Genomic DNA, 21,350 nt, shown 5'->3' with positions numbered 1-21,350 from the left:
CCGTACGCCTAGGCCACGCGCGGCCGTGCCGCACTCCCGCGCCGGGCCGAGGAGATCAGCCCCCGCACGGTCGTCAGCCAGCCCGCGCCGACGATCGCGGCCCCCACCGCCAGCCCGAGCGTGCCGTTGAGCGGCATCGCGATGCCGACCGCCCCGCCCAGGACCCAGGCCATCTGCAGGAGCGTCTCGGAGCGGGCGAAGGCCGACGTGCGGACCAGTTCGGGCACGTCCCGCTGGATCAGCGCGTCGAGCGACAGCTTGGCCAGGGCCTGCGCGAAGCCGGCGATCGCGGCCAGGCCGGCCACCAGGACCGCGCCGAAGAACAGCGCGGCGGTGATCGCCGCGCCCAGCACGCACGCCAGGACCGTCACGATGATGATCTCCGGCGCCCGGGACCGCAGCCACGCCCCCACGGCCGTACCGAGCGCGTTGCCCGCGCCCGCCGAGACGCCCACTATCCCCAGGGACACGGCGGCGCTCTGGCCGGAGATCGGGTGCTCGCGCAGCAGGAAGGCGAGGAAGAAGATCAGGAAGCCGGTGAGACAGCGGATGGCGGCGTTGGCGGCCAGGGCGTGCGTGACGGCCGGGCCGACCGTGCGCAGCCCGGGGCGCTTGACGGGACGGCGGTGCGGTCCGTGCAGGTGCTCCTCGTCCGCGGCCAGCAGGGCGGTGTCCTCGCCCTTGGCGGAGTCGACCTTCGGCGGCAGCGTGAACGACAGGAACGTCCCTGCCACGAAGATCAGGAAGGCGCCGTAGAGCGGCCAGCGCGGTCCGACCTGCTGGAGTCCGGCACCGATCGGCGCGGCGATGCCGGTGGCGAGGAGCCCGCCCAGGGTGACGCGTGAGTTGGCCTTCACCAGGGAGAAGCCGGGCGGCAGCAGCCGGGGCACGACGGCGCTTCTGACCACCCCGTACGCCTTCGACGCGACGAGGACGCCGAGGGCCGCCGGATACAGCTGGAGGCTGCCGCTGACGACCGCGCCGGACAGGATCAGTGCCAGCAGTGCCCGGGCGAGCATCGCCCCGGCCATCGCGGCCCGGCGGCCGTGCGGGAGGCGGTCGAGGAGCGGGCCGACCACCGGCGCGAGGAGGGTGAAGGGCGCCATGGTGATCGCGAGGTACAGCGCGACACGGCCGCGGGCCTCGTCGGTCGGCACGGAGAAGAACACCGTCGACGCGAGGGCGACGGTGATCATCACGTCCCCGGCGCCGTTCACGCCGTGCAGCTCGATCAGCTTGCCGAGGCCGGACTCGCCGGCGCCGTGCGCGTGGGTGGCCTTGCGGATGCCGCGGGCGGTGCCGGTGAACGGGAGGTGCAGGGCATGGCCGACCGCACGGAGGGGGCCGCTCAGACGGCCCGGCCCGCTCAGTCGGCTGCTTCCCTTGACCCGTTTCGGCCCACCGGTCCCGGTGGCGCCCTGGGGCGTCCTCGCGGCTGCCACGACGTCATAGTGCCCCGAGATGGCCGTGGGTAGTGCCATTACCGCTTGTATAGGGCCTGTGGGGTGACTGTCCGGGTTGCGGGGGCCCGGTCGGCACGGCGGTCGGGGGCGTCGGTCAGGACCGTCGGTGTACGCGAAGTGGGGCGGAAGGGTAGCGTGCGTATCTCAGCCATCCCGCAAAATGGATGAAGGACGTCGACGCGGTCCCCTGGTCCGCTCCGTCCGCCCCCTGCGCTGGGAGTGGCGCACACGTGAGACGGCGTATGGAGAGAAGCGATACCTGTGAGCGCAGCGACAACGCGAAGCCGCACCCCTGACCGTCTGTGCGCCGAGGCCGTCGACCTCGCCCGCGCCGCAGCCGAGGAGGCCGCGGCACCAGGAATCGTCGGCGAGCACGTGGAGCTGGTCTCCGAAGGGGATCGCGTTGTCACGCACTTCTTCGAGTGCAAGGAGCTCGGGTACCGGGGCTGGCGCTGGGCCGTGACCGTGGCCCGGGCGTCCCGGGCGAAGATCGTCACGGTGGACGAGGCGGTGCTGCTGCCCGGCCCGGACGCGGTGCTCGCGCCCGAGTGGGTGCCGTGGAGCGAACGGCTGCGCCCCGGCGACATGGGCCCGGGCGATCTGCTGCCCACCGACGCGGAGGACCTGCGTCTGGAGCCCGGCTGGACCGGCGAGGACGAGCCGCCGCCGAACTCCGTCGTCTCCGACGAGATGGCCGCACTGGCGGAGGCCGAGGACGCGGAGGTCACGGCGGGGCCCCTGGCCGTCCCCGCCCGCGGCTCCATCGCGGCGGTGGCCGAGGAACTCGGCGTGCGCCGTGCCCGGGTGCTGTCCCGCTACGGCCTGCACATCGCCGCCGACCGCTGGGAGGAAGCCTTCGGTCCGAAGACCCCGATGGCGCAGGCGGCCCCCGCCGCCTGTGTGAGCTGCGGCTTCCTGCTCCGTATCGGCGGTTCCCTGGGCCAGGCCTTCGGCGTCTGCGCCAACGAGTTCTCCCCGGCCGACGGCCGCGTCGTCTCCTTGTCCTACGGCTGCGGCGGCCACTCCGAGGCGGCGGTCATGCCCAAGCCGCCCCAGCCGGCCCCGCCGGTCATCGACGAGACCCGGGTGGACCCGTTCCCGCTCCGCCCGGCCTCGGACTCGGGCTCGGTCCCGGCGACGCCGGACGAGGACACGGAGGAACTGGGCCACTCGTAGCCGCAGCCGCCATCGCGCGGCGTTCGAGCGGGCGGGCCTCGGTGAGGTCGCTTCGAGCTTCAGGTGATGCCGACTCCCAGCACGCCGAAAGCCCCCGGCTCGCCGTCGCCTCCGCCGCATGGTCGGATTTCGTGACGTTCGCCTCCGGGAGCTGAAGCGGGGCCGGACGGCGCGCGCAGCCCCGCTCCCCAGGCGGTACCTTCGTCCTCTCGTCGATGAGGAGAAGGAACGTGAGCAGCAAGTTCGTGCGGCCCGCCGCCGAGGGCGCCGACCCGTTCGGTACGGCACGTCTGCGGCGTGGCGTCATCGATGCCTGGGCCACCAGCCCCGCCCGGTTCCGTGAGGACGCCAACGCCGAGGAGGATCTCGTCCTCGGTGGCTACCGGGACCGGCTCGTCGTCGAGCTCGCGCAGAACGCCGCCGACGCGGCGGCCCGGGCCGGGGTGCCGGGGCGGTTGCGGCTCACCCTCCGGGACGGGGTTCTCGTCGCCGCCAACACCGGCGCTCCGCTGGACGCCGCCGGCGTGGAGTCGCTGTCCACGCTGCGTGCCTCCGCGAAGCGGGAGACCCACGAGCAGGCCGTCGGGCGGTTCGGCGTCGGGTTCGCCGCCGTCCTCGCCGTGACCGACGAGCCCGCCGTCGTCGGCCGGCACGGCGGCGTGCGGTGGTCGCTGGCCGAGGCCCGGGAGCTGGCCGCCGAGACCGCCCGGCACAGCCCCGGCCTCGGGGACGAGGTCCGGCGGCGCGACGGTCACGTACCGCTGCTGCGGCTGCCGTTCGCCGCCGAGGGCACCGCCCCCGACCCGTACGACACCGCCGTCATCCTGCCCCTGCGCGACACCCCTGCGGCCGACCTCGCCGAACGCCTGCTGCGGGCCGTCGACGACGCGCTCCTGCTCACCCTCGCCGGTCTCGAAGAGGTCGTCGTCGAGATCAACGGCGAGAGCCCCCGGACGATCACCCGCCGCACCGACGGCCCCTTCACCGTCGTCGACGACTCCGGCGACGGCGTCACCTACTGGCGCACCGCCGCCGCCCACGGCCCCCTCGACCCCGAGCTGCTCACCGGCCGGCCCGTCGAGGAGCGGCTGCGCCCCCACTGGGCGGTCACCTGGGCCGTGCCCGTGGACTCCGACGGCACCCCGGCCCGGCCCCGCACCAGCCCGGTCGTGCACGCCCCCACCCCCAGCGACGAGCCGCTCGGCGTCCCCGCCCTGCTCATCGCCTCGTTCCCGCTGGACTCCACCCGCCGGCACGCCGCCCCCGGCCCGCTGACCGACTTCCTGATCCAGCGCGCGGCCGACTCCTACGCCGAACTCCTCGGCGCGTGGCGGCCGGTGACGGCCGGGCTCATCGACCTCGTGCCCGGCCCGCTCGGCAAGGGCGAGCTGGACGGCGCCCTGCGCCAGGCGATCCTGGAGCGGCTGCCGCGCACGTCCTTCCTGCCGCCCGCGGTCGAGCGCCGCGAGCACGACGGCGACGAGCTGCCCGAGTCGCTGCGGCCCCGGGACGCCGAGGTCGTCGAGGGCGCCGGCGCGGACACGGTGCGGGTGCTCGCCGAGGTGCTGCCCACGCTGCTGCCCGCCGGTCTCGAACGCCGGGTGGAGCTGCGCACCCTCGGTGTCGCCCGGGTGCCGCTGACCGACGCGATCGACCGGCTGGCCGGGCTGGAGAAGGAGCCCGGCTGGTGGCGGCGGCTCTACGACAGCCTGGCCGGGGTCGACCCGGACCGGCTGTCGGGCCTGCCGGTGCCGCTCGCGGACGGCCGTACGACGATCGGGCCCCGGCAGATCCTGCTGCCCAGCCCCGACGCCACCGGTATGGACCCGGAGACCCTGGCCCGGCTCGGTCTGAAGGTCGCCCACCCGGACGCCGCGCACCCGATCCTGGAGAAGCTGGGCGCCCTGCCCGCGACCCCGCGCGCCGTGCTCACCACCCCGCAGGTCAGGGCCGCCGTCGCCGCGTCGCTCGACGACGAGGGCGGTGTGCTGTGGGAGGAGGACACTCTCGACGCGGAGGAACTGGCCGACACCGTCCTCGCGTTGGTGCGGGACGCCGGTCTGGAGCCCGGTGACGAGCCCTGGCTCGGCGCGCTCGCGCTGCCCGACGAGGACGGCGAACCGGCCCCGGCCTGCGAACTCGTCTTCCCCGGCGGCCCGTTCGCCCAGGTCATGCGCGAGGGGGAACTGGCCGCGGTGGACGCCGAGCTGGCCTCGAAGTGGGGCGAGCAGCCGCTGGCCGCCTGCGGGGTGCTGGTGAACTTCGCGCTCGTCCGCGCCACCGACGTCGTCCTCGACCCCGACGAACTGGAGCCCCGGGAGGGTGACTTCGCCGAGCCCGACGACCCGGGCCTGCTGGACGCGGTCGACGTGTGGGCCGAGGACATCCTCGACCGTTTCCCGGACAGCCCGGTGCCGCCGGTCGCGACCGAGATCATCGCTGTCCGGGATCTGGACCTGGTCGACGAGGACAAGTGGTCCCAGGCCCTGTCCCTGCTGTCGCAGCCGCCCCTGCGGGACGCGATCATCCAGCCCGTGCGCGTCCTGCTGCCGGACGGCACGCACGAGGTCGTCCGGCCGTACACGGCGTGGTGGCTGCGCGGGAACCCGGTCCTGGACGGCCGCCGCCCGGCCGGACTGCGGGCCGCCGGCGGCGACTCGCTGCTGCGCGGCCTGTACGACGAGGCCGACGCGACCGGTTTTGACGACGAGCAGGTGCTGCGGGCGCTGGGCGTACGGACGTCCGTCGCCGCGCTGCTGGACGAGCCCGGCGGTGCCGCCGAACTCCTCGACCGGCTCGCCGACCCGGAGCGCGAGGTGACGGACGCCCAACTGCACGCGCTGTACGGGGCCCTGGCCGAGCTGGACCCGGAGCAGGTGACCCTGCCGGACGAGCTGCGTGCCGTCATCGACGGCCGGGTGGAGGTCGTGGACGCGTCCGACGCCGTGGTGTGCGACTCACCGGACCTGCTGCCCTTCACGGCGGGCGTCCCCCTGCTGCCGGTCCGCCCGGCCCGGGCCGCCGATCTGGCCGAACTCTTCCAGGTGCGGCGCCTGAGCGAGTCGGTCACCGGGCAGGTCACCTCCGAGGGCGCCGAACACGACGTCCCGGACTCCGTCCGCGTCCTGCTCGGTCCCCGCACCCCCTCCTCCTACATCGAGCACGAGGAACTCGTCGTCGACGGCGTGGAGATCGACTGGCGGCTCACCGACGACGGCGTCCTGCACGCCGCCACGCTGGAGGGCGTCGCCGCGGGGCTCGCCTGGGCGGCGGGGCAGTGGCCGCGGCGGTTCGAGGTGGCGGCGCTGCTGGAGGATCCGTCGCGGACGGAGGAGCTGGCGCGGGACCGCTGGTTCGACTGAAGCGTGCGGCGGCGCTTGGTTGTTCGGTGAAAACTCCCGCACAAATTTTTCACCTCCCGTACAACCATGCGCCTTGCTCGTGTATCTGATCACGTGAGTCAAGAGACTCCACGATCACTTGGGCCCCAGGAGCCGACGACGAGCGCCGGGGCCCCTCTCCACCTGGAGAACGCATGCGTATCCGAGCCACCGTGGCCGCCGTGACCGGCGCCCTGGCCCTTTCCGCACTGGCCGTCCCCGCCGCGCAGGCGGACGACCACATGCCGAACCTGGCCTCGCTGGTCCCCTCCACCTCGAAGGCCACGCCGTTCGCGGCCGCCGGCCCGACGGACGAGGGCGAGGGCGACACGAAGATCACGAGCGTCACCGTCAACGGCGGCAAGAACATCGTCGTCGGCACGACCGTCAAGAAGTCCTTCACCGTCTCCGTGACGGCCACCGACCCGGAGGGCATCTACGACGCCTACCCCGTCCTGTGGCACGGCACGGACCCGGACAACGCCGACGGGGCGATCGTCCCGGAGAGCCTGGACCAGGAGTTCGTCGGCGACTGCACCAACTCCAGTGCCACCACCGCGACCTGCAAAGTGACGCTCGTCGCCGACCCGGCCGTGGACCTCTACAGCAACATCCTGGCCGGCACCTGGAAGGTGTGGGTCGGCGCGATCGGCAACGACGGTGACTACGTCATCCGCGACGCCTACAAGACCGCCAAGGTCCAGCGTGCCTCGAAGCTGACGGTCAACGCATCCCCGGAGCCGGTGGTGAAGGGCAAGACCATCACCGTCACCGGCAAGCTGTCCCGGGCCAACTGGGAGGACCACAAGTACCACGGCTACACCAACCAGCCGGTGAAGCTGCAGTTCCGCAAGAAGGGCTCCGACACCTACAGCACGGTGAAGACCATCACGTCCAACTCCACGGGCGAGCTGAAGACCACCGTCAAGGCCGCCACCGACGGTTACTTCCGCTACTCCTTCGCGGGCACGACGACCACTCCGGCCGTCAACGCCACGGGTGACTTCGTCGACGTGCGATAACACCGTCCCGCACGACACGGACGACACCGCCGGCCCCGGAATCCGTTCCGGGACCGGCGGTTCCGTATGTCTCCTGTCCCGAGTCTCATGCCCAGGTCAAACATTGGGGATGCGGCGGCAAAACCGGAACGGGACGTACAACCTGTTCCCCGGCTCGTGGATCTGATCATCCGAGTCAACAGACTCCTAGATCACTTCTCCACCTGGGGAACACATGCACATCCGAGCCACCGTGGCCGCCGTCGCCGGCGCCCTGGCCCTGTCCGCCCTCGTCGTTCCGGCCGCGCAGGCCGCCGACGCGCCGTCCGGCAAGGCGGCCTTCAGCTCCGCCTCGGCCGACGCCGACTCGGGCACCACCGCGTCGACCCTCGACGTCACCTTCTCCGACGTCAAGGTCAACAGCGGCAAGAACATCGTCGTCGGCACCACGAACGTGGTCAGCTTCCCGGTCACCTACACCGTGACCCACGCCGCGGACCTGGACACCAGCTCGGACAACTTCGCCACGGGCCCGCTGATCTACCACGGCTCCTCGATCGACACCGCGGACAACCTGTTCATCAGTGACGACCCGGCCACCTGCACCGCCGCCTCGTCGACCGTGCTCGACTGCAAGGGCGTCATCAACATCCGCCCGGCCGACGGCGACCTGTTCAACTCCGACGCCGGCACCTGGGGCGCCGGCGCCCTCGCCGTCACCAGCAACGACGAGGAGAAGATGCAGGGCGGCCTGGGCACCACCAAGGTGCAGCGCTACTCCAAGCTGACCGTCAACGCCGGCCCCGAGCCCGTCTACAAGGGCAAGACCATCACGTCCACCGGCAAGCTGTCCCGCGCCAACTGGGAGGACAACGCCTACCACGGCTACACCAACCAGCCGGTCAAGCTCCAGTTCCGCAAGGCGGGCACCAGCACGTACACCACGGTCAAGACGGTGTACTCCGACCAGTACGGCAACCTGAAGGCCACCGCCACCGCCCAGTACGACGGCTACTGGCGCTTCAGCTTCGCCGGCACGACGACCACCCCGGCGGTCAACGCCACCGGCGACTACGTCGACGTGAAGTAACCCCGGCTACGCCGGCACGCGGCGGTCCACCCACCTCCACAGGAGTTCCAGGGTGGCCGCCGCCACCACCGCGATGCCGACCGCCAGCCACGGCACCGTCATCCCGACCAGCTTCAGCGCGAAGAAGTGCTGGAGCCCCGGCACGACCAGCACCAGCAGGAACGCCCCGCCCATCGCCGCGACCAGGGCGATCCGCCACCAGGTGTAGGGGCGGGCGATGATCGCCAGGACCCACATCGAGATGAGGAACAGCGTGAGCGTCGCGGCGCTGGTCTCCGCGTCCAGGGCGCCCGCGCCCGTGTAGTGGTGCCGGGCGATCAGGTACGTCGCGAAGGTCGCCAGCGCGGCCACCACCCCGCCCGGGGTCGCGTACCGCATCACCCGCCGTACGAAGTTCGGCTGCGCGCGCTCCTTGTTGGGCGCGAGCGCGAGGAAGAAGGCCGGGATGCCGATCGTCAGGGTCGACAGCAGGGTCAGGTGCCGGGGCAGGAACGGGTACTCGACCTGCGAGCAGACCACCATGATCGCCAGCAGCACCGAGTAGACCGTCTTGACGAGGAACAGGGTCGCGACCCGCGTGATGTTGCCGATGACCCGTCGGCCCTCCGCCACCACCGACGGCAGCGTCGCGAAGCTGTTGTTCAGCAGCACGATCTGCGCGACCGCCCGGGTCGCCTCCGAGCCGGAGCCCATCGCGACACCGATGTCGGCGTCCTTCAGGGCGAGGACGTCGTTCACGCCGTCGCCCGTCATCGCGACCGTGTGTCCCCGGGACTGCAACGCGCCCACCATGGTCCGCTTCTGCTGCGGGGTGACCCGCCCGAACACCGTGCCGTCGTCCAGGACCCGCGCCATCCCGTCCTGCTCGGCGGGCAGCCGGCGCGCGTCCACCGTGGCGCCGGACAGCCCCAGCTTGGCCGCGACCGCGCCGACCGACACCGCGTTGTCGCCGGAGACGACCTTGGCGGCCACGTTCTGGTCGGCGAAGTAGCGCAGCGTCTCGGCCGCGTCCGGCCGCAGCCGCTGGTCCAGGACCACCAGCGCGACGGGCTTCGCTCCCTCGGCCACCTCCGGGTCGTCGAGGTCCCGGTCGACCCGGGCGAGCAGCAGCACCCGCAGGCCCTGCTCGTTCAGCCGCCCGGTCTCGGCGAGGGCCGGGTCGTCGTCGGGCAGCAGCACGTCCGGCGCCCCGAGCAGCCAGGTGCTGCTCTCCCCGTCGGCCTCGGCGAACGCGGCGCCGCTGTACTTGCGGGCGGAGGAGAACGGCAGCGCCTGGGTGCAGCGCCAGTCCTCGGCGGCCGGGTAGGCGTCGATGATCGCCTTGAGGGAGGCGTTCGGCCGGGGGTCGGAATCGCCGAGGGCGCCGAGCACCCGGCGTACGTACGTCTCGTCGGCGCCCTGAAGGGGCCGCAGCCCGGTGACGTCCATGCCGCCCTCGGTGAGGGTGCCGGTCTTGTCGAGGCAGACCGTGTCGACCCGGGCCAGTCCCTCGATCGCGGGCAGCTCCTGGACGAGGCACTGCTTGCGGCCGAGGCGGATGACGCCGATGGCGAAGGCGACCGAGGTGAGCAGGACCAGCCCCTCGGGGACCATCGGGACGATGCCGCCGACCGTGCGGGCGACGGAGTCGTCGAAGGCGTTCTCCTTCACGAACAGCTGGCTGATGATCAGGCCGATCGCGGTCGGGACCATCATCCACGTGACGTACTTGAGGATCGTGGAGATGCCGGAGCGCAGCTCGGACTGGACGAGGGTGAACCGGGACGCCTCCTCCGCGAGCTGCGCGGCATACGCCTCGCGCCCGACCTTCGTGGCCTGGAAGGCCCCGCCGCCCGCGACCACGAAGCTGCCCGACATCACCTGGTCGCCGGGACGCTTGACGACCGGGTCCGCCTCGCCCGTCAGCAGCGACTCGTCGATCTCCAGCCCGTCGGCCTCGGCACAGACGCCGTCGACGACGACCTTGTCGCCGGGCCCGATCTCGATCAGGTCGTCGAGGACGATCTCGGAGGTGCTGACCTGGCCGGAGGTCCCGTCCCGGCGGACGGTGGGACGCACCTCACCGATGAGCGCGAGCGAGTCCAGCGTCTTCTTCGCCCGCCACTCCTGGACGATCCCGATAGCGGTGTTGGCGAGGATCACGAAGCCGAACAGGCTGTCCTGGATCGGCGCGACGAACAGCATGATCAGCCACAGCACACCGATGATCGCGTTGAAGCGGGTGAAGACGTTCGCGCGGACGATGTCGACGGTGGAGCGGCTGCTGCGCACCGGCACGTCGTTGACCTGGCCGCGCTCCACCCGCTCGGCGACCTGAGCCGTGGTCAGGCCGGTCTCGCGTGAGGTGACCGTCGCCGGCCGCGCGGAGTCGGTCCGGGCACCCGCGTCGAGATGCGTCATGCATTCGACGGTACGTGCGGATTTGCCGCTTCACCTGCCGAATGCGGGGAAGATCCGACCTGGGAACGAGGGACGTCGTGCCCTGGTCGTACGGCAGTTGTACGCCCTTCCAACCCCGTCGGACCCTGGTACCACCGGCGGTGTCAGCCCGCCCGGCGCGCGGTGAACAGCAGGTACTCCCACTCCCTGACGTCACCTGCTCCCGGGGCGCCGTCGCGGGCGAGGTCCGCCAGGTCGCGGTCCAGGGCGGCGGTGCGCTCGGGGTCGCCGGCGATGTTCCTGTAGACGGTGATCGTGGGGCCGTAGCGCTCCTTGAAGTAGTCGCGGAACGCCTCGGGTGTCTCGAAGCGGTCGACCCGGACGGTCCGGCGCTCGGCGCGCACGTCCGTGACCCGGTCGCCGAGGAGAGCGCGCACATGGCCCTCGTCCCCCCACAGCGGGGGCGGCTGCGCGCCCGGCGGGGGCGGTGGCGCGTACGGCTTCATCGTGGCGAACATCCGGCCGATGAAGCCCTGCGGTGTCCAGTTCAGCAGGCCGATGGTGCCGCCCGGACGGCAGACCCGGACGAGTTCCTCGGCGGCCTGCTCGTGATGCGGCGCGAACATGACCCCCACGCAGGACAGCACGGTGTCGAACTCCGCGTCGCCGAAGGGCAGGGCCTCGGCGTCGGCCTCCTGCCAGCTGAGCTCCACGCCCTGCCGCTCGGCCACGCGCCGGCCGGCCTCGAACAGCTCCGGGGTCAGGTCCGAGGCGACCACGTCCGCGCCGGCCAGGGCCGCCGGGATCGCGGCGTTGCCGCTGCCGGCGCCCACGTCCAGCACCCGCTGCCCGGAGCGCACCCCGCAGGCCTCGACCAGGACCGCCCCGAGACCGGGGATGACCTCGGCGGCCAGGGACGGGTAGTCGCCCTGCGCCCACATCGCCCGGTGCTTGGCCTTCAGAGCACGGTCGGCCTCGGTCGCGCTGTTCTGCGTCGTCATGGCTGCGCTCCTCACCGGTGGGGCGGCGCCCCCGACGGTTTCGGGCGTTTCGCCGCCTTCCTCCGAGCGTAGGGACGGAACGGGGGCGTGTCTCGCCGGGGACCGGGCGGGAACGCGCCTACTCGGCCGCCGGAGTCGCCGTCACGTCCTGCTGGGCCGCCGCCCGCTTGATCGCGGCATCGCGCCTGCGGACGTACCAGATGCCGATCAGCCCCAGACCGCCGCCGGCCAGGCAGGTCCACACCCACCAGGTGTGGCCGTGGTCGTCGAACCAGCCGTAGAAGGGGAGCTGGACCAGGAAGAGGACGAACCAGAGGATCGTGCCGCCGGTGACGGTGGCGACCACGGGGCCCTCCAGGGGCTCCGGCGCCTCGTGTCTGGGGGTCCATTTCGCCATGGGGACAGCTTACGAGGCGATCGGGTCTACGCGCGGAGATGTGCGATCGCGGCCTTATATGTTCATACTGAAACGGTTTGTGTCTGACCACTTCTCTTCGTAGGAAACACCAACACATGTCCTCCTCGGCTCCCGCCAAGGCCCCCGCCCCTGACCAGCCGGGAGCCGGGCCCGCGTACGGCGCACTCGACCGCTTCTTCCGGATCTCCGAGCGGGGCAGCACGCTGTCCCGCGAGGTCCGGGGCGGCCTCGCCACCTTCTTCGCGATGGCCTACATCATCGTGCTGAACCCGATCATCCTCGGCAGCGCCAAGGACATGTACGGTCACCAGCTCGACAACGGACAGCTGGTCACCGCGACGGCCCTCACGGCCGCGCTCACCACCCTCCTCATGGGTGTCATCGGCAACGTGCCGATCGCGCTCGCCGCCGGCCTCGGGGTGAACTCGGTCGTCGCCCTCCAGCTCGCCCCGCGCATGTCCTGGCCGGACGCGATGGGCATGGTGGTCCTCGCCGGGTTCGTGGTCATGCTGCTGGTCGCCACGGGGCTGCGCGAACGCGTCATGAACGCCGTCCCCTACGGGCTGCGCAAGGCCATCTCCATCGGCATCGGCCTGTTCATCATGCTGATCGGCCTCGTCGACGCCGGTTTCGTCTCCCGGATTCCGGACGCCGCCCAGACCACCGTCCCACTGCAGCTCGGCGGTGACGGCCACCTGGGCGGCTGGCCGGTCCTGGTCTTCGTCCTGGGCGTGCTGCTCACGCTCGCCCTGATCGTGCGCAAGGTCTCCGGCGCGATCCTGATCTCGATCGTCGCCATGACCGTCGTGGCCGTGGTCATCGAGGCCGTGGCCAAGGTGCCGAGCTGGGGTCTCACCGCCCCGAAGTGGCCCGGCAACCCGGTCGCCAGCCCCGACTTCGGGCTGGTCGGGCAGGTCAGCCTGTTCGGCGGGTTCGAGAAGGTCGGTGTGCTGACCGGTGTGCTGTTCGTCTTCACCGTGCTGCTGTCGTGCTTCTTCGACGCGATGGGCACGATCATGGGCGTCTCCGACGAGGCGAAGCTGACCGACGCGCAGGGCCAGATGCCCGGCATCAACAAGGTGCTGTTCGTCGACGGTCTCGCGGTCGCCGCCGGCGGAGCCAGCTCCTCCTCGGCGACCACCGCCTTCGTCGAGTCCACGGCCGGTGTCGGCGAGGGCGCCCGGACCGGCCTCGCGAACGTCGTCACCGGCGGCCTCTTCGCTGTCGCCCTCTTCCTGACGCCGGTCGCCACCATGGTGCCGTCCCAGGCGGCCACCCCGGCCCTGGTCGCGGTCGGCTTCCTGATCATGGCCGGCTCGGTCAAGGAGATCGACTGGGCGGACCACACGATCGCCGTCCCGGCCTTCGTGACGATGCTGATGATGCCGTTCACGTACTCGATCACCAACGGCATCGGTATGGGCTTCATCACCTTCGTGGTGCTGCGGCTGGCGGCCGGGCGGGGCCGGGAGGTGCCGACGGCGATGTACGCGGTGGCGGCGGTGTTCGCGTTCTACTACCTGATGCCGGCGCTGGGTCTGACCTGATCCTGGTCCTCGTCGCCCGAGTCGGGTGACCCGTAGAACCTCTCCGTCTCCTCGACGGCGGCCTGGAAACGCTGGTCGAAGTCATCGCGAATGAGCGTCCGGACGACATAGTCCTGGACGCTCATTCCTCTTTTCGCGGCTTGGTGCCGGAGCCGCTGAAGCAGCTCGTGGTCTATTCGCAGGCTGAGCACGCTGGTCCCCATGACCGAAGGGTCGCGGCACCCTTCGGTCTGGTGTGTCACGTTCCACCACTGGATCACCCATATGAGTGATGTCACGGTTCAGTGGCCGGGGTCACGGGCGTTCGTGCGCGCCCCGGGTGGTACTTAGCGAGAGTAATGAGTTATGCTAAAGAACATGCCGGACCTCACCCATGGCGACGACGTAGCCGCCGTGAACTCCCTCCGATCCGCCGTGATGCGGCTGTCCCGTCGGCTCAAGCACCAGCGGGTCGACGAGTCGCTCAGCCCCACCGAGATGTCGGTGCTCGGCACCCTGTCCCTGTGCGGCAGGGCCACCCCGGGCGAGCTCGCCCGCAAGGAGCACGTCCAGCCGCCCTCGATGACCCGCATCGTGGCGCTGCTGGAGTCCAAGGGACTGGTCCGTCTGGAGCCGCACCCCGAGGACCGGCGCCAGAAGGTCGTGACGCGCACCGAGCAGGCCGAAGCGATGCTCGAGGAGAGCCGCCGCAAGCGGAACGCGTTCCTGGCCACGCTGGTCGAGAACCTCGACGAGGACGAGTGGGCCAAACTGCGCGCCGCCGCCCCCGTGCTGGAGAAACTCGCGCATCTGTAAGCCGTAGTCGTCGCAAGGAGGCGAACCCTTTTGAGTACGGGACCCGGAGCAGCTTCCGCCCCCGCACCTGATCCCCACGACTCCCCGCCCACCTCCGACACCCGCCCCTCCGACGACGCCCGGCCGGTCCGCAAGTCCTCGATGTTCTCCTCCCTGAAGGTCAGGAACTACCGCCTGTTCTTCATGGGCCAGGTCGTCTCCAACATCGGCACCTGGATGCAGCGCATCGCCCAGGACTGGCTGGTGCTGAGCCTCACCGGCTCCTCCGCCGCCGTCGGCATCACGACGGCGCTCCAGTTCCTGCCGATGCTGCTCTTCGGCCTCTACGGCGGTGTCCTCGTCGACCGGCTGCGCAAGCGGCCCGCCCTGCTCGTCACGCAGTCGTCGATGGCCCTCACCGCCCTCGCCCTCGCCGTCCTCACCCTCACCGGCCAGGTCCAGGTGTGGCACGTGTACGTCGCCGCCTTCGCGGTCGGTCTCGCCACGGTGGTCGACAACCCGGCCCGGCAGTCCTTCGTCTCCGAGCTGGTCGGCCCGCGGCAGTTGCAGAACGCGGTCAGCCTGAACTCGGCGAACTTCCAGTCCGCCCGCCTGGTCGGCCCCGCCGTCGCGGGCATACTGATCACCGGCGTCGGCACCGGCTACGCGTTCCTCTTCAACGGCCTGTCCTTCATCGCGCCGCTCACCGGCCTGCTGCTGATGCGCGCCCGCGAGCTGCACGTCGTCGAGCGCGCCCCGCGCGGCAAGGGGCAGCTGCGGGAAGGCGTGCGGTACGTCACCGGCCGCCCGGAGCTGATCTGGCCGATCGTCCTGGTCGGGTTCGTCGGCACCTTCGCCTTCAACTTCCCCGTCTACCTCTCGGCCTTCGCGGACGACGTGTTCCACGCGGGCGCGGGCGCCTACAGCATGTTCAACACGCTGATGGCGGTCGGCTCGGTCGCGGGCGCGCTGCTCGCCGCCCGGCGCGGCACGGCCCGGCTGCGGCTGCTGATCGCGGCGGCGATGGCCTTCGGCGCGCTGGAGATACTGGCGGCGACCACCCCCACCCTGTGGATGTTCGCGCTGCTCATGGTCCCGCTGGGCCTGTTCGGCATGACGGTCAACGTCACGACGAACACCAGCATCCAGATGTCCACGGACCCGGCCATGCGCGGCCGTGTCATGGCCCTCTACATGATGGTCTTCCTCGGCGGCTCCCCGGTCGGCGCGCCGATCGTCGGCTGGGTCACCGACACGTACGGCGCCCGGGTCGGCCTCGCGGCCGGTGGTGCCGTCGCGGCCGTCGCCGCGGCCGTGATCGGCCTGATCCTGGCCCGCGTCGGCAACCTCCGCCTGTCGGTCGGCTGGCACCGCGGCCACCCACGGGTGCGGTTCGTCCCCCGGGAGCAGCGGGAGCAACTGGCACCGGCGGCTTAGGGCGGCGTGGCGCGTGCCCGGCCGGGAGGCTCACACCCTCCTGGCCAGCAGCTGGCCCGGCCAGTTGCTCTCGCCGACCGTGAAGGCCTCGGTCCGGGTGAAGCCGTTGGCCTCGTAGTAGCGGACGAGCTTGCCGTCGTCGCCGGCGTAACAGTCGACCCGCAACAGGCCCACCCCTGCCCGCCGGGTCACCTCGGCGGCGTGCGCGAGGAGCGCGCTGCCCACGCCGTGGCCCTTGAAGCGGCGGTCGGAGGCGAGCCAGTGGATGTACCGCTCGGGCTCGCCGGGCTGCGCGAGGTGGGACAGGTAGGCGCCGGGCGAGTCGGTGAGGGTGAGGGTGGCGGCGGGGACGCCGTCGGCATCGGCCATGAACACGCTGCCCTCGTCCATGTACCGGCCGACCGACTCCACCGTCTTCGGGCTCTGAGACAGGGGTTTCGTCCCCCACTGCCCCGTGCGCCCCTGCGAGACCAGCCACTCCACGCAGCTGTCGAGCATGCCGAGTATCGCGGGAATGTCGTCGCGGCCGCCTTCTCTGATGGTGATCTCCATGACCTCATGGTGCCAGGCTGGAGCCATGAGACTCTTCGCCGCCGTGCTGCCCCCTGACGGGGTGATCCGCGAACTCGGTGCCGTGGTGAACGCGTTGCGCGAGCTGCCCGGGGCGGACGGGCTGCGGTGGACCGGCCGCCCGGGCTGGCACTTCACCCTCGCCTTCTACGGCGAGGTCGACGACGGGATCCTGCCGGAGCTGTCGGCCCGGCTGGAGCGGGCCGCTCGCCGTACCGGCCCCTTTCCGCTGGCCGTGCGGGGTGGCGGCCAGTTCGGCCACGGCCGGGCGTTGTGGGCCGGGGCCGAAGGCGACCTGGCGACCCTGCGACTGCTGGCCGAGCGGGTGGAGGCGGCGGCGCGGAAGGCCGGGGTGCCCATGGGGGAACACCGGCGGTACAAGCCGCACCTCACCGTGGCCCGTAGCCGGGAGGCCTCCGATGTCCGGGCCTATGTCGAAACCCTGGACACGTTCGTGAGCCGGACCTGGACCGTGCGGGAGCTGGTGTTGGTGCGGAGCAATCTGCCGACCTCGGGGGTTGCGGGGGAGCAGCCCCGGTACGAGGCGGTCGGCCGCTGGCCGCTCGGAGGCGCCGGTTAGGCTCGGGGCGTGGACCCGAAGACCCGGAACCGGATCATGGCCGGTGTGCTCGTGCTGATGTTTCTTGTTGTCGCCCTGGCTTCCGTGCTCGGGAGGTAAGGGGCGGGGGACTGCCCGTCGCTTTCCGGCTGCCGGCCGGTGGGGGCTGGTCGCGCCCACGCGGCGGAGCCGCACATCAAACACAGTCCCGCGCCCCTGAAAGAAGGGCGTCTGCTACCAGGCGAAGGCCTCCGGCGACGGGCCCGGGCCCGGGAAGATCTCGTCCAGGCCCGTCAGGAGCTCCTCGGAGAGCTCCAGCTCGGACGCGCGTACGGCGGAGGCGAGCTGCTCGGCCGTGCGGGGGCCGACGATCGGGCCGGTCACGCCGGGGCGGGTGAGCAGCCAGGCCAGGGCGGCCTCGCCGGGCTCGATGCCGTGCTTGTCGAGCAGGTCCTCGTAGGACTGGATCTGCGCGCGGGTGGCGGGGTCGTTGAGCGCGTCGGCCGCACGGCCGGAGGCGCGGCGCCTGCCCTCGACCTCCTTCTTGAGGACGCCGCCCAGCAGACCGCCGTGCAGCGGCGACCAGGGGATGACGCCGAGGCCGTAGTCCTGCGCGGCCGGGATGACCTCCATCTCGGCACGCCGCTCGGCGAGGTTGTACAGGCACTGCTCGCTGACCAGCCCGATGGTCCCGCCCCGCCGGGCGGCGATCTCGTTGGCCTGGGCGATCTTGTAGCCGGGGAAGTTCGACGACCCGACGTAGAGGATCTTGCCCTGCTGGACCAGGACGTCGATCGCCTGCCAGATCTCCTCGAAGGGCGTGTTCCGGTCGATGTGGTGGAACTGGTAGACGTCGATGTAGTCGGTCTGGAGCCGCTTGAGGCTGGCGTCCACGGCCCGCCGGATGTTGACGGCGGAGAGCTTGTCGTGGTTGGGCCAGGCCGGGCCGTCGGCGCCCATGTTGCCGTACACCTTCGTGGCGAGGACGACCTTGTCACGCCGTCCCTCGCCCTTGGCGAACCAGGTGCCGATGATGCTTTCGGTACGGCCCTTGTTCTCGCCCCAGCCGTACACGTTGGCGGTGTCGAAGAAGTTGATGCCCGCGTCCAGCGCCGCGTCCATGATGGCGTGGCTGTCGGCCTCGTCGGTCTGCGGGCCGAAGTTCATGGTGCCGAGGACGAGCCGGCTGACCTTGAGTCCCGTGCGTCCGAGCTGCGTGTACTTCATGCTGCCCAAGCCAACGTCTTGAAGTGCGCTCCAAGCAAGCACGCGGTGAGCTCGAAGGGGGGAAGGCCCCCGCTGCGAATCGGGTGACAGCCTCAGCGAAACGCGCGGCTCACGCCCCTACCGTGCTGGTCATGAGGACTCCCGCGTCATCCACCACCCGTCGCACCGTGCTCGCGCTCGGCACCGCCGCGGCGGCCACGCCCTGGCTCGGCACGGCCTCGGCCCGGGCCCGCACCGATGCCGGGGAGCCGGACGAACAGGGCATCACCGAGCTGCGCCGCCGGATGAGCGACGGGAGTCTCGACGCCGAACGCCTCACCCGCCACTACCTGGAGCGCATCGAGCGCCTCGATCCGCTCCTGCACTCGGTGATCGAGGTCAACCCGGACGCCCTGCGGGAGGCCCGTCGGCTGGACGCGCGGCGGCGATCAGCGTGCCGGCCGGGTTCGCCTTCGGCCTGCCGGTGGGGCTGACGTTCATGGGGACGGCGTGGAGCGAGCCGGTGTTATTGCGGTTGGCCTATGCGTATGAGCGGGTGAGCGGGGTGCGGCGGCCGCCGGGCTATCGGCCTGCGGACGTGGGGTTCTGACGGGGCGTGGTCAGTCGCGGGGGAACTCGTCGGTCTTGAGGGTGAGGCCGAGGTGAGTGGTGGTCATGTCGACGTCCGCGCCGAAGGACACGGTCAGTTCGCTGAGGTACTCGCCGTCCTTCGGCTGGGTGTAGACGTGGGTCTTGCCCTGGTAGGGGTCGAGGATGAGGTAGACGGGCACTTCGGCACGTGCGTACGTCCTCTTCTTGGGGCCGTAGTCGTTGTGTGCGGTCCCTTTGGAGATGACCTCGGCGACAAACTCGACGTCCTGGTGGTACCAGCCGCCCTGTGGGGTCTGCACTGCCCTGTCCCGCAGTTTGGCCACATCGGGTGCCAGGCCGTTGAGTACACCGGGAAAGTCGATGCGCACATCTGAGGCGATCTTGGCGTCCATGCCGAAGGCGTCTTCCAGAGCCCGGACGAGTCGCCGGATGATCTGCCAGTGTGCGTTCCGCTGCGGCGACATGAAGACGGACCCCTCGACGATCTCGACCTTGTATCCCTCGGGGACGGGCATCCGCTCCAGGCGCTCGAACAGGACGTCGAGCGTGAGCTCCTCGCTCTCGTGGGCCATCTCGATCCTGTCTTCAAGGACGGTCATCGTGGCGCTCCTCCCCGACCGTCCCATGGACGTGGGCAGCCGCGCAGTACAACGATACGCACGGTGACCAGGACACGGGAAAGGAGCGCATATGCCAGACGGGCCCGCCACCGACCACCTCGTCCAGCTCCTGCGCACCACCCTCGGCGACTCGCTCCTCGGTATCTACCTGCACGGCTCCGCCACCCTCGGCGGCCTCCGCCCGCACAGTGACATCGACGTCCTGGCTGTCGTACGGGAGCCCGCGACACATACCCAACGCAGAGTCCTGGTCGAGGAGTTGCTCAAGGTGTCCGGCGTGGACGGGCGGCGGCACGTGGAGCTGATCGTCGTCGTACAGGACGACGTACGGCCCTGGCGCTACCCGCCCACCTGCGACTTCCTCTACGGCGACTGGCTGCGGGAGGACTACGAGCGCGGAGTGACCCCGGCCCCCGAGCCCAGCCCCGACCTCGCGCCTCTCCTCACGATGGTCCTGCGCGCCGACGCGCCGCTCCACGGCCCGCCGCCCGCCGACCTCCTCGACCCGGTCCCGCACGACGACCTCAGGCGCGCCATCGTCGCCGGCGTGCCGGAGCTGATGGCCGACCTGGACTCCGACACCCGCAACGTGCTGCTCACCCTCGCCCGGATCTGGACCACCCTCACCACCGGGACCATCCGCTCGAAGGACGCGGCAGCCGCGTGGGCGCTCGACCGGCTCCCCGCCGGGCACCGGCCCGCCCTCGCCCGCGCCCGGTCCGTCTACCTGGGGGAGGAGGCGGAGCGCTGGGACGACCTGGCGCCCGGGCCCTGCGCGGAGTTCCTGACCCGGGTGATCACCGAGAGTTACTCCTCGTAGGACTCGCCCAGGTCCCAGGCCTGGTGCATCGCCTCGGCGAAGGCCGCCGCGATCTTGTGCTCGCCGCTGTCGTTGGGGTGGGTGCCGTCGTAGGTGTCGGCGTCGATGTCGTACGACGGCGGGGCCGAGGCCAGGAGGACCGGCGAGCCGGACTCGTCGAGGTCGGCGGCCGTCTTCGCCAGCAGCTCGTTGAAGCGGGCGACCTCGGCGGCGAAGGCCGGGTCGGACTGGGCCCGCACGTTCGGGATCACCGGCAGCCACACCATCCGCACCCGCCGGTTCGCCGCGCGGGCCTCGGCGGCGAAGGCCCGGACGTTCTCGGCGGTCTGCTCGGCGTTCGTGTAGAAGCCCAGGTCGATCAGCCCGAGGGAGACGAGGAGAACGTCCGCGCGGCACGACCGCACCGCCTCGCCGATCAGCGGCGCCATGTGCAGCCACCCCTCGCCCCAGCCGGCCAGGTGGGCGCGCGGGAAGTCCGGATCGGCGTACGCGTACGACGTCGGGGCGTCGGCGAGCTTGTCGTGCAGCGTCTCGCGCGGGCCGACGAGGGTGAAGGAGCCGCCGTAGGAACGGCACAGGTGCTGCCACATCCGATAGCGCCACGTGTGTTCGCCCGCGCTCCCGATCGTCATGGAGTCACCGACGGGCATGAACCTGAGCATCCGCTCATCATGAACGATCAGAACTCCGGACGGGGTGTGAGTCGGACCACGCGCCCTGGGGAGCGCTGGTCATTCGGGCTCCGGCTGCTTCAGGAGGAGTTCGTCACCGGCCGGGAACCGGGTTGTACCGCCCTCCTCCCAGGTGACGACCACGGCCAACCCGCCCATCGGCCCCCGGTCGGTTCTGGCCTCCTTGACCGTGCGCCATACGCCTTCGTAGCCGATCACGTCACCAGCGCCGACCAGGACCGCGCACTTGGTGGGGTGGCTCAACCGTTGCCGTCGGCGGGGCGGATGCGGGTCAAAGGGGCCTCCCACTCGACGCCACCTCCTCTCGGCCGGATGAACGCGGTCCGACTGACGACCCTGTCGCCGTCCTTGGTGCGCTCCTCGATCACGCCTTGCAACTCTCCCGTGCGTTCGGTCTCCACGTCCGTGACCAACGTCCCCCGGGGGTACGGCAGCTTGCCGTGACTCAGCATCGTGGGCGGTTTCTCGTGTGTCAGTTCCATGACTCCTCTTCCCACCTGCGCATACGTGTCTCACACAAGAGAACTGCCGTTGTGTAAGGCGAACTTGCACACCCCTTGCACAACACCAGGGCGTCGGAGTGGCCGCGGTGCGACGATGGGTCG

At 71.3% G+C, this 21,350-nt stretch carries 20 protein-coding genes and 1 pseudogene; 10 read left to right on the top strand and 11 right to left on the bottom strand.

The window, feature by feature from the left end:
• Nucleotides 1–8 precede the first annotated feature (8 nt).
• Nucleotides 9–1,442, bottom strand: a complete 1,434-nt coding sequence (locus QF034_RS17975) for an MFS transporter (RefSeq protein WP_307179908.1) — start codon at nt 1,440–1,442, stop codon at nt 9–11.
• A gap of 282 nt (nt 1,443–1,724) precedes the next feature.
• On the opposite strand from QF034_RS17975, the gene QF034_RS17970 reads away from it, so the two are divergent.
• The 4 genes from QF034_RS17970 to QF034_RS17955 all read left to right on the top strand — a co-directional run bounded on the left by QF034_RS17970 (nt 1,725) and on the right by QF034_RS17955 (nt 8,110).
• Nucleotides 1,725–2,639: a DUF3027 domain-containing protein gene (locus QF034_RS17970; protein WP_307175937.1), complete on the top strand. Its 915-nt coding sequence runs from the start codon at nt 1,725–1,727 to the stop codon at nt 2,637–2,639.
• A 215-nt stretch (nt 2,640–2,854) separates the two neighbouring features.
• Nucleotides 2,855–6,001 (top strand): sacsin N-terminal ATP-binding-like domain-containing protein, encoded by a 3,147-nt coding sequence (locus tag QF034_RS17965; protein ID WP_307175936.1) that lies wholly within the window; start codon nt 2,855–2,857, stop codon nt 5,999–6,001.
• Nucleotides 6,002–6,174: 173 nt separating this feature from the next.
• The gene (locus tag QF034_RS17960; RefSeq protein WP_307175935.1) at nt 6,175–7,041 is read left to right on the top strand and encodes a calcium-binding protein; all 867 of its coding nucleotides are present in this window, start codon (nt 6,175–6,177) and stop codon (nt 7,039–7,041) included.
• A 214-nt stretch (nt 7,042–7,255) separates the two neighbouring features.
• Entirely contained in the window at nt 7,256–8,110 is an 855-nt protein-coding gene (locus QF034_RS17955; protein WP_307175934.1) for a hypothetical protein, read from the top strand.
• A 6-nt stretch (nt 8,111–8,116) separates the two neighbouring features.
• On the opposite strand, the gene QF034_RS17950 is transcribed toward QF034_RS17955, so the two are convergent.
• From QF034_RS17950 to QF034_RS17940, 3 genes are all read right to left on the bottom strand, one after another.
• The gene (locus tag QF034_RS17950; protein WP_307175933.1) at nt 8,117–10,510 is read right to left on the bottom strand and encodes an HAD-IC family P-type ATPase; all 2,394 of its coding nucleotides are present in this window, start codon (nt 10,508–10,510) and stop codon (nt 8,117–8,119) included.
• 143 nt (nt 10,511–10,653) lie between these two features.
• The gene (locus QF034_RS17945; RefSeq protein WP_307175932.1) at nt 10,654–11,490 is read right to left on the bottom strand and encodes a class I SAM-dependent methyltransferase; all 837 of its coding nucleotides are present in this window, start codon (nt 11,488–11,490) and stop codon (nt 10,654–10,656) included.
• 118 nt (nt 11,491–11,608) lie between these two features.
• Entirely contained in the window at nt 11,609–11,887 is a 279-nt protein-coding gene (locus tag QF034_RS17940; protein WP_307175931.1) for a DUF2530 domain-containing protein, read from the bottom strand.
• Nucleotides 11,888–12,003: 116 nt separating this feature from the next.
• Here QF034_RS17940 and QF034_RS17935 point away from each other — a divergent pair, with 116 nt between their 5' ends.
• Complete coding sequence (locus tag QF034_RS17935) at nt 12,004–13,455, top strand: NCS2 family permease (RefSeq protein WP_307175930.1); 1,452 nt, start codon at nt 12,004–12,006, stop codon at nt 13,453–13,455.
• 29 nt (nt 13,456–13,484) lie between these two features.
• On the opposite strand, the pseudogene QF034_RS17930 reads toward QF034_RS17935, so the two are convergent.
• Nucleotides 13,485–13,658: pseudogene (locus QF034_RS17930) on the bottom strand (ribbon-helix-helix protein, CopG family); the annotation flags it as partial.
• A 154-nt stretch (nt 13,659–13,812) separates the two neighbouring features.
• On the opposite strand from QF034_RS17930, the gene QF034_RS17925 reads away from it, so the two are divergent.
• Nucleotides 13,813–14,250 (top strand): MarR family winged helix-turn-helix transcriptional regulator, encoded by a 438-nt coding sequence (locus tag QF034_RS17925; protein ID WP_307175928.1) that lies wholly within the window; start codon nt 13,813–13,815, stop codon nt 14,248–14,250.
• Nucleotides 14,251–14,280: 30 nt separating this feature from the next.
• Nucleotides 14,281–15,666, top strand: coding sequence for an MFS transporter (locus QF034_RS17920; protein WP_307175927.1), 1,386 nt, complete (start codon nt 14,281–14,283; stop codon nt 15,664–15,666).
• A gap of 30 nt (nt 15,667–15,696) precedes the next feature.
• On the opposite strand, the gene QF034_RS17915 is transcribed toward QF034_RS17920, so the two are convergent.
• Nucleotides 15,697–16,218, bottom strand: a complete 522-nt coding sequence (locus QF034_RS17915) for a GNAT family N-acetyltransferase (RefSeq protein WP_307175926.1) — start codon at nt 16,216–16,218, stop codon at nt 15,697–15,699.
• Nucleotides 16,219–16,243: 25 nt separating this feature from the next.
• Here QF034_RS17915 and thpR point away from each other — a divergent pair, with 25 nt between their 5' ends.
• The gene (gene thpR, locus QF034_RS17910; protein ID WP_307175925.1) at nt 16,244–16,816 is read left to right on the top strand and encodes an RNA 2',3'-cyclic phosphodiesterase; all 573 of its coding nucleotides are present in this window, start codon (nt 16,244–16,246) and stop codon (nt 16,814–16,816) included.
• A 213-nt stretch (nt 16,817–17,029) separates the two neighbouring features.
• On the opposite strand, the gene QF034_RS17905 is transcribed toward thpR, so the two are convergent.
• Nucleotides 17,030–18,022, bottom strand: a complete 993-nt coding sequence (locus QF034_RS17905; protein WP_307175924.1) for an aldo/keto reductase — start codon at nt 18,020–18,022, stop codon at nt 17,030–17,032.
• Between the two features lie 131 nt (nt 18,023–18,153).
• Here QF034_RS17905 and QF034_RS17900 point away from each other — a divergent pair, with 131 nt between their 5' ends.
• The gene (locus QF034_RS17900) at nt 18,154–18,495 is read left to right on the top strand and encodes a hypothetical protein (protein ID WP_307175923.1); all 342 of its coding nucleotides are present in this window, start codon (nt 18,154–18,156) and stop codon (nt 18,493–18,495) included.
• A gap of 126 nt (nt 18,496–18,621) precedes the next feature.
• Here the strand turns inward: QF034_RS17900 and QF034_RS17895 are convergent, their stop codons facing one another.
• Nucleotides 18,622–19,212 carry a Uma2 family endonuclease gene (locus QF034_RS17895; RefSeq protein WP_307175922.1) on the bottom strand — a complete coding sequence of 197 codons (591 nt, stop codon included), beginning with the start codon at nt 19,210–19,212 and terminating at the stop codon, nt 18,622–18,624.
• 91 nt (nt 19,213–19,303) lie between these two features.
• Between QF034_RS17895 and QF034_RS17890 the strand changes: the two genes are divergently transcribed.
• Entirely contained in the window at nt 19,304–20,053 is a 750-nt protein-coding gene (locus tag QF034_RS17890) for an aminoglycoside adenylyltransferase family protein (protein ID WP_307175921.1), read from the top strand.
• Here QF034_RS17890 and QF034_RS17885 read toward each other — a convergent pair.
• From QF034_RS17885 to QF034_RS17875, 3 genes are all read right to left on the bottom strand, one after another.
• Nucleotides 20,041–20,715, bottom strand: a complete 675-nt coding sequence (locus QF034_RS17885; RefSeq protein WP_307175920.1) for a GDSL-type esterase/lipase family protein — start codon at nt 20,713–20,715, stop codon at nt 20,041–20,043. The genes QF034_RS17890 and QF034_RS17885 overlap by 13 nt on opposite strands.
• Nucleotides 20,716–20,784: 69 nt before the next feature.
• Nucleotides 20,785–20,988 (bottom strand): hypothetical protein, encoded by a 204-nt coding sequence (locus tag QF034_RS17880; RefSeq protein WP_307175919.1) that lies wholly within the window; start codon nt 20,986–20,988, stop codon nt 20,785–20,787.
• Entirely contained in the window at nt 20,985–21,227 is a 243-nt protein-coding gene (locus QF034_RS17875) for a hypothetical protein (protein WP_307175918.1), read from the bottom strand. Before QF034_RS17875 ends, QF034_RS17880 begins: the two co-directional genes overlap by 4 nt.
• Between the last annotated feature and the right edge of the window lie 123 nt (nt 21,228–21,350).

The sequence above is a fragment of the Streptomyces africanus genome (assembly GCF_030816955.1).
Taxonomy (GTDB): domain Bacteria; phylum Actinomycetota; class Actinomycetes; order Streptomycetales; family Streptomycetaceae; genus Streptomyces; species Streptomyces africanus.
The sequence above is the reverse complement of the archived record's forward strand: the minus strand, read 5'-3'. Positions and strand labels throughout refer to the sequence as shown.

Excerpts from the sequence above, each read along its gene's own strand:
- QF034_RS17965 (WP_307175936.1), top strand. The coding sequence starts at position 2,855 with ATGAGGAGAAGGAACGTGAGCAGCAAGTTCGTGCGGCCCGCCGCCGAG.
- QF034_RS17960 (WP_307175935.1), top strand. The coding sequence starts at position 6,175 with ATGCGTATCCGAGCCACCGTGGCCGCCGTGACCGGCGCCCTGGCCCTT.
- QF034_RS17955 (WP_307175934.1), top strand. The coding sequence starts at position 7,256 with ATGCACATCCGAGCCACCGTGGCCGCCGTCGCCGGCGCCCTGGCCCTG.
- QF034_RS17950 (WP_307175933.1), bottom strand. The coding sequence starts at position 10,510 with ATGACGCATCTCGACGCGGGTGCCCGGACCGACTCCGCGCGGCCGGCG.
- QF034_RS17945 (WP_307175932.1), bottom strand. The coding sequence starts at position 11,490 with ATGACGACGCAGAACAGCGCGACCGAGGCCGACCGTGCTCTGAAGGCC.
- QF034_RS17940 (WP_307175931.1), bottom strand. The coding sequence starts at position 11,887 with ATGGCGAAATGGACCCCCAGACACGAGGCGCCGGAGCCCCTGGAGGGC.
- QF034_RS17935 (WP_307175930.1), top strand. The coding sequence starts at position 12,004 with ATGTCCTCCTCGGCTCCCGCCAAGGCCCCCGCCCCTGACCAGCCGGGA.
- QF034_RS17925 (WP_307175928.1), top strand. The coding sequence starts at position 13,813 with ATGCCGGACCTCACCCATGGCGACGACGTAGCCGCCGTGAACTCCCTC.
- QF034_RS17915 (WP_307175926.1), bottom strand. The coding sequence starts at position 16,218 with ATGGAGATCACCATCAGAGAAGGCGGCCGCGACGACATTCCCGCGATA.
- thpR (WP_307175925.1), top strand. The coding sequence starts at position 16,244 with ATGAGACTCTTCGCCGCCGTGCTGCCCCCTGACGGGGTGATCCGCGAA.
- QF034_RS17905 (WP_307175924.1), bottom strand. The coding sequence starts at position 18,022 with ATGAAGTACACGCAGCTCGGACGCACGGGACTCAAGGTCAGCCGGCTC.
- QF034_RS17900 (WP_307175923.1), top strand. The coding sequence starts at position 18,154 with ATGAGGACTCCCGCGTCATCCACCACCCGTCGCACCGTGCTCGCGCTC.
- QF034_RS17895 (WP_307175922.1), bottom strand. The coding sequence starts at position 19,212 with ATGACCGTCCTTGAAGACAGGATCGAGATGGCCCACGAGAGCGAGGAG.
- QF034_RS17890 (WP_307175921.1), top strand. The coding sequence starts at position 19,304 with ATGCCAGACGGGCCCGCCACCGACCACCTCGTCCAGCTCCTGCGCACC.
- QF034_RS17885 (WP_307175920.1), bottom strand. The coding sequence starts at position 20,715 with ATGCTCAGGTTCATGCCCGTCGGTGACTCCATGACGATCGGGAGCGCG.
- QF034_RS17875 (WP_307175918.1), bottom strand. The coding sequence starts at position 21,227 with ATGGAACTGACACACGAGAAACCGCCCACGATGCTGAGTCACGGCAAG.